General features: G+C 63.0%; 17 protein-coding genes. 15 read left to right on the top strand and 2 right to left on the bottom strand.

Going from position 1 to position 17848, the window contains the following annotated elements; genetic code table 11:
* Positions 1 to 165 precede the first annotated feature (165 nt).
* The 6 genes from OGV19_RS23300 to OGV19_RS23325 all read left to right on the top strand — a co-directional run bounded on the left by OGV19_RS23300 (position 166) and on the right by OGV19_RS23325 (position 5524).
* Complete coding sequence (locus tag OGV19_RS23300; RefSeq protein WP_264310828.1) at positions 166 to 1659, top strand: succinyl-CoA:acetate CoA-transferase ScpC; 1494 nt, start codon at positions 166 to 168, stop codon at positions 1657 to 1659.
* A gap of 335 nt (positions 1660 to 1994) precedes the next feature.
* Positions 1995 to 2210, top strand: coding sequence for a DUF1127 domain-containing protein (locus OGV19_RS23305; protein ID WP_186661706.1), 216 nt, complete (start codon positions 1995 to 1997; stop codon positions 2208 to 2210).
* A gap of 295 nt (positions 2211 to 2505) precedes the next feature.
* The gene (locus OGV19_RS23310; RefSeq protein WP_264310829.1) at positions 2506 to 2823 is read left to right on the top strand and encodes a DUF2388 domain-containing protein; all 318 of its coding nucleotides are present in this window, start codon (positions 2506 to 2508) and stop codon (positions 2821 to 2823) included.
* A gap of 86 nt (positions 2824 to 2909) precedes the next feature.
* The gene (locus OGV19_RS23315) at positions 2910 to 3215 is read left to right on the top strand and encodes a DUF2388 domain-containing protein (protein WP_264310830.1); all 306 of its coding nucleotides are present in this window, start codon (positions 2910 to 2912) and stop codon (positions 3213 to 3215) included.
* Positions 3216 to 3251: 36 nt separating this feature from the next.
* Complete coding sequence (locus OGV19_RS23320) at positions 3252 to 3572, top strand: DUF2388 domain-containing protein (protein WP_027591949.1); 321 nt, start codon at positions 3252 to 3254, stop codon at positions 3570 to 3572.
* Entirely contained in the window at positions 3569 to 5524 is a 1956-nt protein-coding gene (locus tag OGV19_RS23325; protein WP_264310831.1) for a DUF7844 domain-containing protein, read from the top strand. Before OGV19_RS23320 ends, OGV19_RS23325 begins: the two co-directional genes overlap by 4 nt.
* Positions 5525 to 5604: 80 nt before the next feature.
* On the opposite strand, the gene OGV19_RS23330 is transcribed toward OGV19_RS23325, so the two are convergent.
* Positions 5605 to 6006 (bottom strand): GFA family protein, encoded by a 402-nt coding sequence (locus OGV19_RS23330; protein WP_264310832.1) that lies wholly within the window; start codon positions 6004 to 6006, stop codon positions 5605 to 5607.
* Between the two features lie 267 nt (positions 6007 to 6273).
* Between OGV19_RS23330 and OGV19_RS23335 the strand changes: the two genes are divergently transcribed.
* The 9 genes from OGV19_RS23335 to OGV19_RS23375 all read left to right on the top strand — a co-directional run bounded on the left by OGV19_RS23335 (position 6274) and on the right by OGV19_RS23375 (position 16496).
* Positions 6274 to 7581 (top strand): CitMHS family transporter, encoded by a 1308-nt coding sequence (locus tag OGV19_RS23335; protein ID WP_264310833.1) that lies wholly within the window; start codon positions 6274 to 6276, stop codon positions 7579 to 7581.
* A 72-nt stretch (positions 7582 to 7653) separates the two neighbouring features.
* Positions 7654 to 8424 (top strand): TerC family protein, encoded by a 771-nt coding sequence (locus OGV19_RS23340; RefSeq protein ID WP_264310834.1) that lies wholly within the window; start codon positions 7654 to 7656, stop codon positions 8422 to 8424.
* A gap of 226 nt (positions 8425 to 8650) precedes the next feature.
* On the top strand, positions 8651 to 10309 hold the full coding sequence (locus tag OGV19_RS23345; protein ID WP_264310835.1) for a Na/Pi cotransporter family protein: 1659 nt from the start codon (positions 8651 to 8653) through the stop codon (positions 10307 to 10309).
* 30 nt (positions 10310 to 10339) lie between these two features.
* Positions 10340 to 11746, top strand: coding sequence for a M16 family metallopeptidase (locus OGV19_RS23350; RefSeq protein WP_264310836.1), 1407 nt, complete (start codon positions 10340 to 10342; stop codon positions 11744 to 11746).
* 130 nt (positions 11747 to 11876) lie between these two features.
* Entirely contained in the window at positions 11877 to 12899 is a 1023-nt protein-coding gene (locus OGV19_RS23355; RefSeq protein WP_264310837.1) for a DUF5924 family protein, read from the top strand.
* A 113-nt stretch (positions 12900 to 13012) separates the two neighbouring features.
* Positions 13013 to 14146 (top strand): ABC transporter permease, encoded by a 1134-nt coding sequence (locus OGV19_RS23360; RefSeq protein WP_264310838.1) that lies wholly within the window; start codon positions 13013 to 13015, stop codon positions 14144 to 14146.
* The gene (locus OGV19_RS23365) at positions 14143 to 14934 is read left to right on the top strand and encodes an ABC transporter ATP-binding protein (RefSeq protein ID WP_264310839.1); all 792 of its coding nucleotides are present in this window, start codon (positions 14143 to 14145) and stop codon (positions 14932 to 14934) included. The genes OGV19_RS23360 and OGV19_RS23365 overlap by 4 nt, the downstream gene beginning before the upstream one ends.
* A 3-nt stretch (positions 14935 to 14937) precedes the next feature.
* Positions 14938 to 15876: an MlaD family protein gene (locus OGV19_RS23370; protein ID WP_264310840.1), complete on the top strand. Its 939-nt coding sequence runs from the start codon at positions 14938 to 14940 to the stop codon at positions 15874 to 15876.
* Complete coding sequence (locus OGV19_RS23375) at positions 15873 to 16496, top strand: ABC-type transport auxiliary lipoprotein family protein (RefSeq protein WP_264310841.1); 624 nt, start codon at positions 15873 to 15875, stop codon at positions 16494 to 16496. The genes OGV19_RS23370 and OGV19_RS23375 overlap by 4 nt, the downstream gene beginning before the upstream one ends.
* On the opposite strand, the gene OGV19_RS23380 is transcribed toward OGV19_RS23375, so the two are convergent.
* Complete coding sequence (locus tag OGV19_RS23380) at positions 16478 to 17707, bottom strand: spore maturation protein (RefSeq protein ID WP_264310842.1); 1230 nt, start codon at positions 17705 to 17707, stop codon at positions 16478 to 16480. The genes OGV19_RS23375 and OGV19_RS23380 overlap by 19 nt on opposite strands.
* Between the last annotated feature and the right edge of the window lie 141 nt (positions 17708 to 17848).

A 17848-nucleotide genomic window follows, 5' to 3' on the forward strand; every position in this document is an offset into this window, starting at 1 on the left:
TATATAAGAAGCCCCGCCGAGCAATCGGCGGGGCTTTTTGCATTTGCCTGATCCAGATCAACGGCTCTACTTCCGGGCTTCTCATACGACCATGGTCGTGGGACGGCAACCGGCGAAATCTCTAGACTGCGCTGCAGTAGCTTCAGTAGCCTGAGATAACAATCCATGTACCGTGATCGTATCCGCTTGTCCTCCCTGCACAGCAAGGTAATGAGTGCGGCTGATGCCGCTGGTCTGATCGAGGACGGCATGACCGTCGGCATGAGCGGGTTCACCCGCGCCGGCGAAGCCAAGGCCGTACCCCATGCCCTGGCCGAACGCGCCAAGCAGTCGCCACTGAAAATCAGCCTGATGACTGGCGCCAGCCTGGGCAATGACCTGGACAAGCAACTGACCGAGGCCGGCGTGCTGGCTCGCCGCATGCCGTTCCAGGTCGACAGCACCCTGCGCAAGGCCATCAACGACGGCCAGGTCATGTTCATCGACCAGCACCTTTCGGAAACCGTCGAGCAACTGCGCAACCAGCAGCTCAAGCTGCCAGACATCGCCGTCATCGAAGCCGTGGCCATCACCGAAGAAGGCCACATCGTGCCGACCACTTCGGTGGGCAACTCGGCCAGCTTCGCGATCTTCGCCAAGCAAGTGATCATCGAGATCAACCTGTCGCACAACGCCAACCTCGAAGGCCTGCACGACATCTATATCCCGACCTACCGCCCGACCCGCACACCGATCCCGCTGGTCAAGGTCGATGATCGCATCGGCAGCACGGCCATCCCGATCGACCCGGCCAAGATCGTCGGCATCGTCATCAGCGACCAGCCGGACTCGCCGTCCACCGTGTTGCCGCCTGACGACGAAACCCAGGGCATCGCCGACCACCTGATCAACTTCCTCAAGAAGGAAGTCGACGCCGGCCGCATGACCAACAAGCTCGCCCCACTGCAGGCCGGTATCGGCAGCATTGCCAACGCGGTGATGTGCGGTTTGATCGATTCGCCGTTCGAAGACCTGACCATGTACTCCGAAGTACTGCAGGATTCGACCTTCGACCTGATCGACGCTGGCAAGCTGAGCTTCGCCTCGGGCAGCTCGATCACCTTGTCGACCCGCCGTAATGCCGATGTGTTCGGCAACCTGGAGCGCTACAAGGACAAGCTGGTGCTGCGTCCACAGGAGATCTCCAACCACCCGGAAGTGGTCCGTCGCCTGGGCATCATCGGTATCAACACCGCACTGGAGTTCGATATCTACGGCAACGTCAACTCCACCCACGTGTGTGGCACCCGAATGATGAACGGCATCGGCGGTTCTGGCGATTTCGCCCGCAACGCCCACCTGGCCGTGTTCGTCACCAAGTCGATTGCCAAGGGCGGTGCAATTTCCAGCGTGGTGCCGATGGTCAGCCACGTTGACCACACCGAGCACGACGTGGACATCCTGGTCACCGAGCAGGGGCTGGCAGACTTGCGCGGCCTGGCGCCACGCGAGCGTGCCCGAGCGATCATCGACAACTGTGTGCACCCGGATTACCGCGCAGCGCTGAACGACTACTTCGAGCGCGCCTGCCAGCGTGGTGGTCATACCCCGCACATTCTGCGCGAGGCGTTGAGCTGGCACGAAAACCTGGAAGAAACCGGGCGCATGCTCGCCAGCTGATTCCACCCATGCTGTAACAACCCAATCGCCGGCTTGCCGGCGATTGGGTCATAGCGTTCAAGACCTGCCTAAACACCGAATATAAAAACTGTACTACTGTACTGGTTTTCTCGCTTCACCCTCCTCGCCGCAAACCTTCCCATACCCATATTCGCACCATAAGAGTGCAGACCAGTACAGTTGCGCCTATTTCGAGTGCAACAGTAGGGTTACACAGTTAACTGAACCATCGTTCTTCTACAGAACTGTATCTACTGTTATGGACAACAGAGGAGGATCATTGGCATCAGTTAAACCACTACCTAATCCCGCCATAAGCGGAAGGATGAAACATCATGGAACGTACACTCAGTTCCGGCCTCGTTTTTGAAAGCAACGCCCAGCAATCCAGCGCTTCGATGCCTCTGCGCGCTCTGTCCACCCTGCTGCTGTGGCAGCGTCGCATGGCCAGCCGCCGCCAACTGGCTCGCCTGGACTCCCGCCTGCTGGCCGACGCCGGTATCAGCGAGTCGCAGCGTTACGAAGAGCTGAGCAAGCCTTTCTGGCGTTAAGCTCCGGCTTGCCGGCTGCGGCCGGCGCCACGAATTCCCAAACCCGTTGCAGGTGACTGCAACGGGTTTTTTGTTTCCAGGCCCCGTGCCAGAGCGCCTCAAGGCATAACAGGTACAGTTTCAAACTAATCAAAAACATACCAGTACAGTATGTAAGCGCACCGTTCATTAACATCCAGAAACACCGGCGCGTGATACGCTTGGCTTAACAGTCTGGTAGAACCGGATGTTGAAAAAGTACCGAGGCGCGCAGTGCGAGCGTCCGATTAGCAGAACCCCCCAGGAGTCCACGATCATGTCCCGTAAACATCTGATTGGCGCCGCTCTGATGCTGAGCCTGGCAGGCACCGCCAGCGCCACCAGCTTCGTCGTTACCACCGACGCAGTCGTGGGCGCTGTTGCCGCCTCCACTGACGCCACCTCCGACGTATCTTCGTCGTTCCGCGACGACAAGATCGTCCAGGCCGCCCGTGACGATGCCGCCAGCTTCGTCGGCAGCCAAGGTGAAATCCGTGGCGCCAAGCTGGAAAGCGCCTTCCTGCACATTCGCGGGCAAATGCCGACCTTGCAGGCCAGCGACGCACAACTGGCACAGGCCATCTTGGCGCTCTGATCTGCACTGAGCCCTGCGGCTGTGCGGGTGTTAGCCAGCACAGCCTTACTCGCCTTCACTGCCCTGTACCCAGCCGTTAGAAGCCCATGCGTTATCTTTTGCCGTTGTTGTTTGCCGCCGTTGGCATCCCCCTGAGCATGGCAAGCGCCCATGCCATGGACACCACCACGCAAAGCCTGGTCATCACAGGCTATGTCACCAGCCAAGTCACCACCGCGCCGTTCGACCGCAAGCTGGTCAGCCAGGCCCGTGACGATGCTGCGGCATTCGTCGCCAGCGATGGCCTGATCCGCGGTGCGCGCCTGGAAGCGGCACTCGATTCGCTGCGCCACCACTGCGCACAGCATGCTGTCGGCGACCTGGAACTGGCGCAGGCAATTCTCGTCCAATGACTACACCTGACTCCCTGTATTTTTCGGAGATGCTCCATGCGTAAACCGCTGATTGCCGCTACCCTCGGCATGCTGCTGCTGGCCGACCTGGCCCAGGCACAGACTCTGGTGGCCACCAGCAATATCATCGTGCGCGCCTTTGGCCGCTCGATCGACTTCACGTCTGATACCACCACCTCGATCCGTGATTCCAAAGTCGTGCGTGAAGCGCACGACGATGCCGCCAGCTTCGTCGCCAGTAACGGTGATATCCGTGGCGCCCAGCTCGAAGCAGCGTTCAACACCCTGCGCGAGCGCCTGCCTGAAGCGCGTGGCGCCAGCGACCAGGTACTGGCCGAAGCCATCCTCGCACTGTGAACCAGGTGCGTGCCTGGCTGCTCGGTTGTGCCCTGACGCTGCTCGGCACGCCCGCCCTGGCCGACCTGCAGCTCGTACTGCAGGCTTCCGGCCTCGACCCTCAACAACGTCAAGCCACCCAGGCACTGCTCGACGAAGCGTTGGGTAAACTGCCGCCGCGCTTCAAACAGCAGCTGGACCGCCGTATTCTGGTCAGCTGGAGCGCGCGGATGCCCGCCGACGCTTACGGCCAGGCATCGCTGGTTTCCAAGCTGGAGCTCAACAGCCGCCTGTTACCGGGGCTGGTCGATGGCAGCGCCGCCCGCGAACGCACCAACCGCCCTCATGGCACGGTGCGCGAAGAGCTGTTGGCCACTGTCCTGCATGAGCTGACCCATCTCTACGACCGGGCCCGGCTGTGGCCCGACACCGAACGCTCGCAGATCACTCGCTGCAAGCGCCAGCAGGGCACCGTGGGCAAAGTCGGCCTGCCAGAAGCGTGCCGCGGCCAGGCCGAACGGCGCTTCACCTTGAGCGATGACCCACGCCTGCTCGACCTTGCCGGCTGGCAGCAATATGTCGGCCGCCGTGGCGAACGTGAGCAACACAACGGCCAGTTCGTACGTAGCCCGGACAGCTATGAGCTGAGCAGCCCCAAGGAATTCATCGCGGTCAACATGGAGTACTTCCTCCTCGACCCGAGTTATGCCTGCCGGCGCCCAGCCTTGAACCAATACCTGCGCGACCACTTCGGCTGGGCACCCGAACAGCAAAGCTGTGCCAAAGGCCTGCCGTTCCTCAATGCGGGCAGCGACTTCGCCCGCCAGCCGTTGGGCGAGATCGACCCCGAACGTGTCTATGAGGTCGACTACCTGCTGGCCGAGGCCAATCAGAACTGGGTCAGCCGCTGGGGCCACAGCATGCTGCGGCTGGTCATCTGCAAGCCTGGGCGGCCTCGCGGCCCGGATTGCCGCCTGGACCTCGACCAGCACCTGGTGCTGTCGTATCGCGCCTTCGTCAACGATGTGCAGCTGTCCAGTTGGGACGGCCTGGTCGGCGCTTATCCGTCGCGGCTGTTCGTGCTGCCGTTGGGCCAGGTGATTGACGAATACACCAAGACCGAGCTGCGCAGCCTGGCATCGATCCCCCTCAGGCTCGGCCGCCAGGAGGTCGAGAGCCTGGTGCGCCAAGCGGCGGAAATGCACTGGGGCTACGACGGCAATTACTACTTCCTGTCCAACAATTGCGCGGTCGAGTCGCTGAAACTGCTGCGCAGCGGCACGGCCAACCCGCGCCTGAACGACCTGGACAGCATCATGCCCAACGGCCTGCTGGAGGTGCTCAAAGGGCGCGGCATTGCCGATACCACCGTGCTCGACGACCCACGCGAAGCCCTGCGCCTGGGTTACCGCTTCGACTCCTACCGCGACCGCTACCAGGCCATGTTCAACGTGCTGAAAAAGCAGCTGCCGATCAAGCAGGACAAAGTCGAGGACTGGCTGGCCCTGGATGCCGAGCAGCGCCGTGGCTGGTTCGCCCAGGCCGACCTGCGCACCAGCGCCGCCTTGCTGCTGCTCGAACAGGCCAGCCTGCGCCGCCAGCTGTTGCTGGCCCAGGACGAGGTCAAGCAGCGCTACCTGAACGCCGCTGCACTGAAGGACGGCAGCATCGATAAGGCCAACCAGACGCTGCAGCAGATGCTCGCCAACAGCGGGTTCCTCAGCCGCCCGGCAGAGCTGCTGGATGCCAAGGGCTACGGCTTGCCACAACCCGATGAGCGCAAGCACCTGGAGAAAGTCAGCAGCGAGCGGCAGGCCCAGTTGCTGCGCCTGAGCACCGACCTGGACAAAGAGGTGAGGGCGCTGCTGGACCCGTCGCGGGCCAAGGAGATTGCCGCGATCGAGACCAACGTGAAGCAGGTGGGTGAGCACTTGCGGGCATTGCACAAGGCCGCAGGCGGCTTGCAGTTGTAATCGTGACAGCACAGGCCTCATCGCGGGCAAGCCCGCTCCCACAGGTGAGCGGGCTTGGGCCATGTGGCCAAACAGATGACCTACAGGCTTTCCCCATCCTCCCCAGGCAAATCCTCATCCAGGTGCAACCAGGGCAACCGGCTACCGATCCAGATATGCCGGTTGGCCCGCACCCGCTCCGGATGATCCAGCGTCGCCACGGTCACATCGATGCTGTGCGGGCTGTGCGTCGTGGCCAGCGCCACATGCGCCCCACAATGCCCACAAAAATACCGGCTGCAACTGGCCGGCGCCACATAGCAGCTAGGCTCGCCCGCCAGCCATTGGAAACCTGAACGGGGCAGCGTCAGCCAGGTCACCACCAGGCCGCCACTGACCCGCCGACAGATTGAACAATGGCAGTGGGCGACATCCGTCAGTTCACCCTCCAACCGATAACGCAAGGCGCCACAGTGGCAGCCACCCTCGGTCACATTCTGCATCACCTACCTCCCGTCGCCTTTGTCACAGCGAAAGCTGGCTGAAAGCTTGCCCTCATAGGATAGCGCCCACTACCGGCACAAGACCGGTCAGCCAGGGCACCCGGAACCTTCCGCGCCCGGCCCAATCAACAACAACAATGGTGATTCTGATGCATTCCTGTGCCCGCCTTCCCGTAGTCCCCCTCCGCATGCTCCCTGCGCAGCGCCTGACGCGCTGATCCGCCCGAATCGACTATCCTTTCGCCGCGCCACGCCTGGAGTATTGCCATGCTGACCTTCCTCGGCTTTGCCATGGTCATCACCTTCATGTACCTGATCATGACCAAGCGCCTGTCGGCCTTGATCGCGCTGATTCTGGTACCGATCCTGTTCGCCCTGTTCGGCGGTTTCTCCGCCAAGATCGGCCCAATGATGCTCGAAGGCATCAGCAAGCTCGCGCCTACCGGCGTGATGTTGATGTTCGCCATTCTGTACTTTGCCCTGATGATCGACTCCGGCCTGTTCGACCCGGCCGTGCGCAAGATCCTCAAGCTGGTCAAAGGCGACCCGCTGAAAGTCTCGGTCGGTACCGCGGTGCTGGCACTGGTGGTGTCGCTCGACGGAGACGGCGCCACCACCTACATGATCTGCTGCGCCGCCATGCTGCCGATGTACAGCCGCTTGGGCATGAGTCCACGCATCATGGCCGGCCTGATCATCCTCGCCGGCGGCGTGATGAACATGACCCCGTGGGGTGGCCCGACCGCCCGCGCCGCCAGCGCCCTGCACGTGGACCCGTCGGATATTTTCGTGCCGATGATCCCGGCGATGCTGTTCGGCGTCGTGGCGATCCTGGCCATTGCCTACCTGTACGGCAAGCGCGAACGTGCCCGCCTGGGCGAACTGCACCTGCCAACTGACGACATCGACCACAGCGAAATTACCGTTTCGCAGTACCCCGATGCGCGCCGGCCCAAACTGCTGTACTTCAACGGCGCCCTCACCGCCGCCCTGATGGTTGCCCTGATCGCAGGCGTGCTGCCATTGCCCGTGCTGTTCATGATCGCGTTCAGCATCGCCATGATCGTCAACTACCCGTGCCTGCAACAGCAAAAAGACCGCATCGCCGCCCACGCCGGCAGCGTTCTGGCAGTGACCGGGCTGATCTTCGCCGCCGGTATCTTCACCGGTATCCTGTCCGGTACCGGCATGGTCGATGCCATGTCCAAGAGCCTGCTGGCGGTCATCCCCGAGGCCCTGGGCCCGTACCTGGCGGTGATCACCGCGATCGTGAGCATGCCGTTCACCTTCTTCATGTCCAACGACGCCTTCTACTACGGCGTGCTGCCGGTGCTCGCCGAAGCCGCCAGCCACTACGGCATCAGCCCAGTCGAGATGGCTCGCGCGTCGATCGTCGGCCAACCAGTACACTTGCTCAGCCCCCTGGTACCCTCCACCTACCTGCTGGTGGCCCTGGCCGGCATCGAATTCGGCGACCACCAGCGCTTCACCTTGAAGTGGGCAGTTCTGGTGTGCCTGTGCATAATGCTCGCCGCACTGCTGATGGGGATTTTCCCGCTGTTCAGTAGTCTTTAATAAACACGTATTACCCTACCGCGACGCGCCCCCTGATGGGGCGCGTCGCCTTTACCGTTCGAAGGAATACACATGGAATGGCTGACCAGCCCGGAAATCTGGGTTGCCTTTTTTACCCTCACCGCGCTTGAGATCGTCCTCGGGATCGACAACATCATCATGATCTCGATCCTGGTCAGCCGCATGCCCAAGCACATGCAGCCGCGTACCCGGATCTTCGGCCTGGCCCTGGCCATGGTCACGCGTATCTTGCTGCTGCTGTCGATCACCTGGGTCATGCGCCTGACTGCCGACCTGTTCGTGGTCTTCGGCAATGGCATCTCCGGGCGCGACCTGATCCTGTTCTTCGGTGGCCTGTTCCTGTTGTGGAAGAGCTCCCAGGAGATCTACCACGGCCTGGAAGGCGAAGACGAAAGCTCGGACGAGCCCAAAGGCGCGGGCGGCAAGTTCTTCTACACCATCATCCAGATCGCCATCATCGACATCGTGTTCTCCCTGGACTCGGTGATCACTGCCGTGGGTATGGTGTCCCATGTGCCAGTGATGATCGCCGCCATCGTCGTCGCCGTGCTGGTGATGATGCTGTGCGCTGGTGCCATCAGTAACTTCATCGACAAGCACCCTTCGCTGAAGATGCTCGCGCTGTCGTTCCTGATCGTGGTCGGTACCGTGCTGATCGCCGAATCGTTCGATGTGCATGTGCCAAAAGGCTATGTCTACTTCGCCATGGCGTTCTCGCTGGCGGTTGAGGCGATCAACATCCGTATGCGCACCGCCTTGTCGCGCAAAGATGGCAAGGAGCATGATCCGGTGAAACTGCGCAAGGACATTCCGGGTCAATAACCTCAGGAAGCGCGTTTTACAGAAGGGCCCTTCGGGGCCCTTTTTCGTGCCTGCTGGGCGGCATGGCAATCATTCATGACCGCTCTGTTTCAAATGGCCGGCAGCCATGCGAAGCTGGCAACAGCTGCGCAAAACAACTAAAGCTTTGAGTGGGCACTGAAATTTCTCACGCGCCCGCGCTCCACTTCTTGGTCCACATGGGCCATCGGCAACAGGGGGCTTCGCCATGCTGACCCTGCTCAACCTGCTCTCGGCCGTGACGCTGTTGGTCTGGGGCACACATATCGTGCGTACTGGCATCCTGCGGGTATTCGGTTCCGACCTGCGCCGCATCATCAGCCAGAACATGAACAAACGCCCCCTGGCGTTCATCGCCGGGATTCTGGTTACCGCCATGGTGCAGAGCAGCAACGCGACTGCCATGCTGGTCACATCCTTCGTCGGCCAGGGCCTGATGGCCATGACCCCAGCCCTGGCGATCATGCTTGGCGCCGATGTCGGCACCGCGCTCATGGCCCGGGTGCTGACCTTCGACCTGTCGTGGCTGTCGCCGCTGCTGATCTTTCTGGGCGTGATCTTCTTCCTTTCCCGCAAGCAGACCCGGGTCGGCCAACTGGGGCGGGTAGGGATTGGTCTTGGCCTGATCATCCTGGCCCTGGAACTGATCGTGCAGGCCGCTGCGCCCATCACCCATGCTCAGGGGGTTAAAGTCCTGTTCGCTTCGCTGACGGGCGACATCTTGCTTGACGCCCTGGTCGGCGCACTCTTTGCGATGATCTCCTATTCAAGCCTCGCGGCCGTGCTGCTCACCGCGACGCTGGCCGGCGCCGAACTGATCAGCCTGCCGGTGGCCATCGGGCTGGTGGTGGGTGCCAACATCGGCAGCGGCTTGCTGGCGTTCATCAGCACCAGCATGCAGAACGCCGCCGGGCGGCGCGTCGCCCTGGGCAGCTTGCTCTACAAGCTGATCGGCCTGTTGCTGATCATTCCCGTGCTGCACCCGCTGGTAACATGGATGGACTCGCTGAGCTTCAGCCCTCAGGAGTTGGTGATCGGTTTCCACCTGCTCTACAACACCCTGCGTTGCCTGCTCATGCTGCCCACCGTCAAACCCATGGGCCGACTGTGCAACACCTTGCTGCCCGAACGGGAAAACGGCAACGGCCAAGTTCGCGCGCGCCACCTCGATGCCTCGGCGCTCGATACACCCAGCCTGGCACTGGCCAACGCCGCCCGCGAAACCTTGCGCCTGGGCGATATCGTCGACAGCCTGCTCGAAGCCATGCTCGGTGCCCTGCGCGGTACACAGACAGCCCTGCCACAGCAGGTCCGCGCCTTGGCCGAGGACGCCGAGGCCCTGTACAGCGCCATCAAACTGTACCTGGCGCAAATGACCCGGGAAGACCTCAGCGAACGCGACAACCGGCGCTGGGCCGAAATCATCGAACTGGCGATCAACCTCAAACTGGCCGGCGACCTGGTCGAGCGCATGCTGCGCAAGGTCCAGCAGCAGAAAACCAGCCAGCGCCGGGAGTTTTCCCAAGTCGGCCTGGACGAATTGACCGGCCTGCAGGAACAACTGCTGGCGAACCTGCGCCTTGGCCTGTCGGTATTTCTCAGCGCAGACCCCGAGAGCGCGCACCTGCTGCTGCGCGAAAAGCGCCGCTTCCGCGCACAGGAAAGGCGCCTTGCCCACGCCCATGTCAGCCGCTTGCAACGCAAGGTGGTGCAAAGTATCGAGACCAGTTCGCTACACTTGGAGCTGATTGCCGACATGAAGCGGTTGAACTCTTTGTTCTGCAGCAGTGCCTATGTGGTACTGGGCGGCTCGGACACGGGCGGGCTGATGCTCGACAGCGTGCCGGACGAAGCCCGCTTGCCATGATTTCGCCCACCAGGAGAGCCAAGCTCGCCCATGCGTTGCCTGATGTTCGTTTGCCTGCTGATCTGCAGCCTGCCCACACTGGCCCTCGACCGCTCACGGGTTGAAGGGTACCTGTTGCCCAACGGCCTGCAGGTCATCCTCAAGAACGGCTATGAACGTGACCACGTGGCCATCCGCCTGGTGGTCGGGGTCGGCCTGGATGACTTCGACTGCGAGCAGAAGGAGCTGCCGCACCTGCTCGAACACCTGCTGTTCAGCGGCATCGACGAAACGGGCGAGGGCGGCCTGGAAGAACGCCTGCAAGCCCTCGGCGGCGAGTGGAACGCTTATACCAGCAGCGCCGATACCACCTTCGTGATCGAAGCACCGGCGCGCAACCAGCGCAAAGTGCTCGACCTGCTGCTGGCGGTGATCCGCGACACGCCTATCGACGCCAAGGCCCTGGCCACGGCAAAAAGGATCATCGAGCGCGAGGATGGCGGCCATTATGGCCACCTGCAGCGCTGGCTCGACCGCCAGGATATCGGCCACCCGGCCAGTGACCAGCTGGCGACCGAGCTGGGCCTCAAGTGCGCCGAGCGCTCCAACATCGACGACATGACCTTGGCGCAAGTGCAGGCCTTGCGCGACCGCTGGTACGCGGCCAACAACATGACCCTGATCATGGTCGGTGGCCTCGACCGCCTGCTGCCGGCCTATCTGGAACGCACCTTTGGCGAGCTGCCCGCGACCGAACCGGAAGAACGGCGCAACCTCGAAAGCATCAGCCAGCAGGCCGAGCAACGCCGCGACCTGACCCGTGGCTGGCTGGGCGACAGCGTCAAGCTGCACTGGCTGTTCATCGAGCCGGTGCTGGACAACGATCACCAGCCCACCCTTGACCTGCTGTCACGCTACCTGGACTGGGCGCTGTACGACCAGCTTCGCCTGCGCAATGGTTTGTCCTACGGGCCATCGGTACAACGCGAGAGCTTTGGCGACAGCGGCATGCTCAGCCTCAATGCGGACCTTGAGCGCGATGACGTCGACAAAGCGGTCAAGGTCATGCAGGCGTTGTTCGACCACCTGCGTAAGGAAGGCCTCGACCCGGACACCTTCGCCCGTATCAAAGACGCCACCATCGCCAAGGAAAGCTGGAGCACCCAAGGTAACAGCGCCTTGGCCGACTATTACTGGGGAGCGTTGAACGACTACACCGACGGCCGTTTTGCCAAGCCAGTGCGCAAGTTGCGCCAGGTCAGCCTGGCGCAGGCCAACCAAGCGTTGAAGGAGCTGCTCAAGGACCAGGGCTACCTGCGCATCGAGAAACCGCTGCTGGGTTACGACGAGCTGTACGGGCTGCTCGCCCTGTTGCTGGGGCTGATCCTGGCAGCGGGGCTGCTGCGCTGGCGCCGGCACACCCCGCAACCACCGAGCGGTGCTACACGGCAGCGGTGAATCGGCGGTATCCTTTAGCCAGTACCGGCCTCTTCGCGGGCAAGCCCGCTCCCACAATGTCTACCGTGTGGGAGCGGGCTTGCCCGCGAAGAGGCCAGCGCGGCCACCCTTTCTTTCCTGTTGTAGACCCATGCCCCCAATTCCCCGCTTCGTCCAGCGCGTCATCGAACTGCTTAAACGCTACCCCGGCATCATCGCGCTCGGTGGCTTCCTCTCAGGCATCGGCAGCTTCATCCTGGTCGACCGCCAAGCCGGCCTGGCCAGCTGGGTGGCTATCCTGATGCTGGTCAGCTGGGTCTGGTTGATGCTGGAAAACACCCTTACCGGCCTGTTCGCCCGCACCTTCAACCGCGAAATCCCGCAGCCCTTGCTGCGCTACGCGACGCAGATGATCCACCAGGAAACCCTGTTCTTCGTCCTGCCGTTCTTTTTCATCACCACCACCTGGAACAGCGGCCAACTGGTGTTCACCGGCCTGCTCGGCGCCGCCGGGCTGATTTCGATCGTCGACCCGCTGTACTACAAGTGGCTGGCCCCACGGCGCTGGCTGTTCCTCGCGCTGCACACCCTGACCTTGTTCGCGGCGTTGCTCACAGCGCTGCCGATCATTCTTCACCTGACCACCGCGCAAAGCTTCAAGCTTGCGCTGATCGCCGCCATGGCCCTGTCGTTCCCGAGCCTGGCCAGCAGCTTCCCAGTCAATACCTGGCGGCGCGGCGTGGCCCTGGTACTGGTGACCCTGTCGGTGGGCGCCGGGGGATGGCTGATGCGATCCTGGGTGCCACCGGCGACGTTGTGGTTGACCGAAGTGGCCGTCAGTACCGAAGTGATCAATCGCCAGCCCGGTGAATCGCTGGACCAGATTGCCGCCAGCCGCATCAAGACCAGCGGGCTGTATGCGTACACCTCGATCAACGCCCCCCGAGGCCTGAACGAGCGGATCTATCACGTGTGGCAAAAAGACGGCACGGAAGTCGACCGCATTGCCCTGGACATCCACGGTGGGCGCAAGGAAGGCTACCGTGCCTGGACCCACAAGCAGAATTTCCCGCCGAACCCGGTGGGCAAGTGGCAGGTGAGGGTGCTGACCGAAGACGGGCAGGTGATTGGCGTGCTGCGGTTCAAGGTGGTCGACGACGCTGCGGCGAAGTGATTGTTGGGGCTGCTTCGCGGCCCCAGATTCGTTCACTGAGCACATAATCAACAAACCGCCCCATGCCCGCTGCGCTATGATCAGCCCCTAAGCCTTAGCGCCGAGTCAGTTGCATGGAGCCTATGACCACCCCCAGCGCCACCTTGGACACCCGCCACCAGCCGGCCTGCCTGCGTATTGCCGGTGACTGGACCCTGGCCCATTACGCCAGCCTCAAACGCGAAAGCGAACGCCTGCGTGCGCAATGCAGCAACGACACCGTTGCCGACCTCAGCCAACTGGGCCGCCTCGACACCGCAGGCGCCTCGCTGTTGGCCGAACTGCTCGGCTCCGAGCGCCTGTCGCAGTGCACCGACAACCTGCCCGACGCCAGCCGCGCCCTGCTGAAGACTGTCTATTGCTCGGTCCAGGACTACTGCATTCCGGTCAAGGAGGCAGAGCGCCCGGTACTGCTGTTGCTGCTGGAGCGCATCGGCCGTGCCGTCAGTACCCTCTGGCAGGACACCCGGCAATTGCTCGGCTTCGTCGGCCTGATTCTGGAAACCCTGCTGCGCCGGGCCTTCCAACCCCACCGCTGGCGGCTCACGCCAGTGGTTGCACACATCGAACAGACCGGCCTGGACGCCGCGCCCATCGTGGCCCTGCTGACCTTCCTGGTGGGCGCGGTGGTGGCGTTTCTGGGCGCGACGGTGCTGGCCGCCTTCGGCGCGACCATCTTCACCGTCGATTTGGTGGCATTCTCGTTCCTGCGTGAATTCGCCGTGCTGTTAACCGCCATCCTTATGGCCGGCCGCACGGCCAGCGCCTTCACCGCGCAAATCGGCTCAATGAAGGCCAACGAAGAAATCGACGCCATCCGTACCCTGGGCCTCAACCCCATGGAGCTACTGGTCGTGCCGCGGGTGTTGGCCCTGTTGATCTCGTTGCCGCTGCTGACCTTCCTCGCGATGATCTGCGGCATCGTCGGCGGCGCGGTGGTCTGCGCCCTGTCGCTGGACATTTCACCGGCCATGTTCCTGTCACTGCTGCAGACCGACATCGGCGTGCAGCACTTTCTCGTCGGCCTGGCCAAAGCACCCTTCTTTGCCTTCCTGATCGCGGCCATCGGTTGCCTTGAAGGCTTCAAGGTCAGCGGTAGCGCAGAATCGGTGGGGGCCCACACCACCTCGGCGGTGGTGCAATCGATTTTCGTGGTCATCGTGCTGGACGCGGTGGCGGCACTGTTCTTCATGGAGATGGGCTGGTGAGTGGCCGGGAAACAGTGATCGAAGCACGGGGCATCTGTAACCGTTTCGGCAGCCAGAGCGTGCATGAAAACCTCGACCTGGACCTGTACCGCGGTGAGATCCTTGCCGTGGTCGGCGGCTCGGGTAGCGGCAAATCGGTGCTGCTGCGCAGCATCATCGGCCTGCGCCGGCCCAACGAGGGGCAGATCAAGGTATTCGGCCAGGACCTGGCCGAGCTGCGCGAAGAGCAGCGCTCGTTGGTCGAGCGGCGCTTCGGCGTGTTGTTCCAGAAGGGCGCGCTGTTCTCGTCGCTGACCATCACCGAAAACGTCGCCTTGCCGCTGATCGAGCACGCCGGCTTGTCCCGCGCCGATGCCGAGCACCTGGCCGGGGTCAAGTTGGCCCTGGCCGGGCTGCCCATCTCGGCTGCCGACAAATACCCGGCCTCACTGTCCGGCGGCATGATCAAGCGCGCGGCGCTGGCACGCGCCCTGGCCCTGGACCCGGACATCCTGTTCCTCGACGAACCCACCGCTGGCCTCGACCCGATCGGCGCCGCCGCGTTCGACCAGTTGATCCTGACCCTGCGCGACGCACTGGGCCTGTCGGTGTTTCTCATTACCCACGACCTCGACACCCTCTACACCATCACCGACCGGATCGCGGTGCTGTCGCAGAAAAAGGTGTTGGTAGCCGGCCCCTTGGCCGAGGTCGAGCAAACCGACGACCCCTGGATTCAAGAATACTTTCACGGCCCCCGTGGGCGCGCAGCCGAACAGGCCGCCGCCCGCCCGAGGCAGGAGCGCTGAACGATGGAAACCCGAGCACATCACGTCCTCATCGGCCTGGTCACCGTCCTGGTGGTGGCCGGTGCCATGCTGTTTGGCCTGTGGCTGACCAAATCCAGTGTCGACGATGCCTTCAAGGATTACGAAGTGGTGTTCAACGAAGCCGTCTCGGGCCTGTCCCGGGGCAGCCCGGTGCAGTACAACGGCATCAAGGTCGGCGATGTTTCGACCCTGCGCCTGGACCCTAAGGACCCACGCCGCGTGCTGGCCCGCGTACGACTGAGCGGCGACACCCCGGTCAAGGAAGACACCCAAGCCAAGCTGACCCTGGCCGGGGTCACCGGCAACTCGTTCATCCAACTCAGCGGCGGCACGCCACACAGCCCGGAGCTCAAGGGCAAGGACGGCAAGTTGCCCGTGATCATCGCCTCGCCTTCGCCGATTTCGCGCCTGCTCAACGACAGCAGCGACCTGGTGACCAACATCAACCTGCTGCTGCACAACGCCAACCAGATGTTCTCTGACGACAACATCGGCCACCTCAGCAGCACCCTGGCCAACTTGGACAAGACCACCAGTGCCTTCGCCGGCCAGAACGGCGGCATTGCCCAGGCCATCGAGCAACTGGTGCAGGTTGGCAAACAGGCCAGCGCTACCCTGGCCGAAACCCAGGCACTGATGCGCAACGCCAACGGCCTGCTCGGCAGCGAAGGCAAGCAAGCCATCGGCAATGCCGGGCAGGCCATGCAGTCGCTGGCCGACAGCACGGCAACCATCAACGAGCTGCTCAAGAACAACAGTGAGGCCATCGGCGACGGTGCCCAGGGCCTGAACCAGCTAACCCCCGCAATCCGCGAGCTGCGCGAGACCCTCAACGCACTCAAGGGCATTTCCCGGCAACTGGAGGCTGACCCGAGCGGCTACCTGCTCGGGCGCGACAACAACAAGGAGTTCCAGCCATGAAACCTTCGCTGCGCCTGTTGGCCCTGGCGGCCGCGATGAGCCTGGCCAGTGCCTGCTCGATTCTGCCGCAAAGCGAACCCGTGGACCTCTACCGCCTGCCCGTGAACCAGCCAAGCCGCGTTGCCACGCCGCTGGACTGGTCGTTGCGGCTGAACAAACCGCTGGCCAGCGAAGTGCTGGCGGGCCCAAGAATCGCGGTGATTCCCCAAGGCGACGTGATCAGCAGCTACAAGGGCGCGCGCTGGAGCGACGCCGCGCCGGTGCTGTTACGCAACCGCCTGCTCGATGGCTTCCAGCGTGACGGCCAGGTTCAGCGCCTGAGCGCCGACGACAGCAACCTGCAGGCCGACTACGAGCTGGCCGGCGAGCTGCAGGCGTTTCAGAGTGAATATCGCCCGGACGGGGCCGTGGAGGTGGTGGTTCGTTACGATGCGCGTCTGGTCCAGGGCCGTAGCCAGCGCATCCTCGCCAGCAAACGCTTCGAAATCCGCCAGCCACTGGCCGCCAAGCAGGTCTCTGCGGTGGTCGCAGGCTTCGGCGCAGCCAGTGACCAGCTGGTAGGGCAGGTGGTGGCCTGGACCGTCGCCCAGGCCACGCAGGCTCAGCCGAAGAACCAGTAGCAGACGAAGATCGCCGCGACCACGCCGGAGAATTCAGCCAGCAGTGCGCAACCGACCGCGTGGCGCACCCGCTGGATGCCCACCGCACCGAAGTACACCGCCAGCACATAGAAGGTGGTTTCGGTACTCCCCTGGATGGTCGCTGCGACCAGTGCCGGGAAGCTGTCCACACCGTGTGTCTGCATGGTCTCGATCAGCATGGCCCGCGCCGCGCTGCCGGAGAACGGCTTGACCAGCGCGGTGGGCAGGCCTTCGACGAAGCGGGTGTCCAGGCCCATCCAGTTGACCGCATGGCGAATGCCATCCAGCGCCAGCTCCAGGGCGCCCGAGGCGCGCAACACACCCACCGCCACCAGCATGGCCACGAGGTAAGGCAGCAGGTTTTTCGCCACATCGAAGCCTTCCTTGGCGCCTTCGACAAAGGCTTCGTACACCTTGACCCGTTTCAGCGCACCAATCACCAGGAACAGGACGATGACGCCGAACAGCGTGAGGTTGCCAAGGATCGACGACAGGCTCGCCAGTGCAGCGGCCGACAAGGTGCCAAGAAAAGCCATGAAGCAGCCCAACAGCAACGCACCGGGAATCAGGTAGGCCAGCACGACCGGGTCCCACAGGCGCAGGCGCTGCATGACCGCCACCGACAGCAGGCCCACCAGGGTCGACACGCTGGTGGCCAGCAGGATCGGCAGGAACACCATCGTCGGGTCGGGCGCGCCTTGCTGGGCGCGGTACATGAAGATGGTCACCGGCAGCAGGGTCAGCGACGAGGCGTTGAGCACCAGGAAGAGGATCTGCGCGTTGCTCGCGGTCGTGCTGCTGGGGTTCAGCTCCTGCAGCGCACGCATGGCCTTCAGGCCGATCGGCGTGGCCGCGTTATCCAGGCCCAGGCCGTTGGCGGCGAAGTTCATGGTGATCAGGCCCAGGGCAGGGTGGCCCGGGGGCACTTCGGGCATCAGCCTGGCGAACAGCGGGCCAAGGACCTTGGCCAGCCACTCGACGATACCGGCCTTTTCGGCGATTTTCAGAAAGCCCAGCCACAGGGTCAGGGTGCCGAACAGCAGGACCATCACCTCTACCGACAGCTTGGCCATGGCAAAGATGCTCTCGACCATCGCCGCGAAGATGCCGGCGTTGCCACCGATCAGCCACTGGGCCAGGGCGGAAACGGCCGCCACCAGGAAAAAGCCAAGCCAAAGGCCGTTGAGCATCCGAGTATTCCCCCTGAAAAATGCCCGAATGATAGCGTATCGCAGCCTGTGACTGGCGACCGCGCTCCTACAAGGGTCCGTGATCGGCGCAAGATCTCATAGGCAACAAAAAGCCCCGACAAGTCGGGGCTCTTCGTTCAA

The sequence above is a fragment of the Pseudomonas putida genome, assembly GCF_025905425.1.
GTDB lineage: Bacteria > Pseudomonadota > Gammaproteobacteria > Pseudomonadales > Pseudomonadaceae > Aquipseudomonas > Aquipseudomonas putida_AF.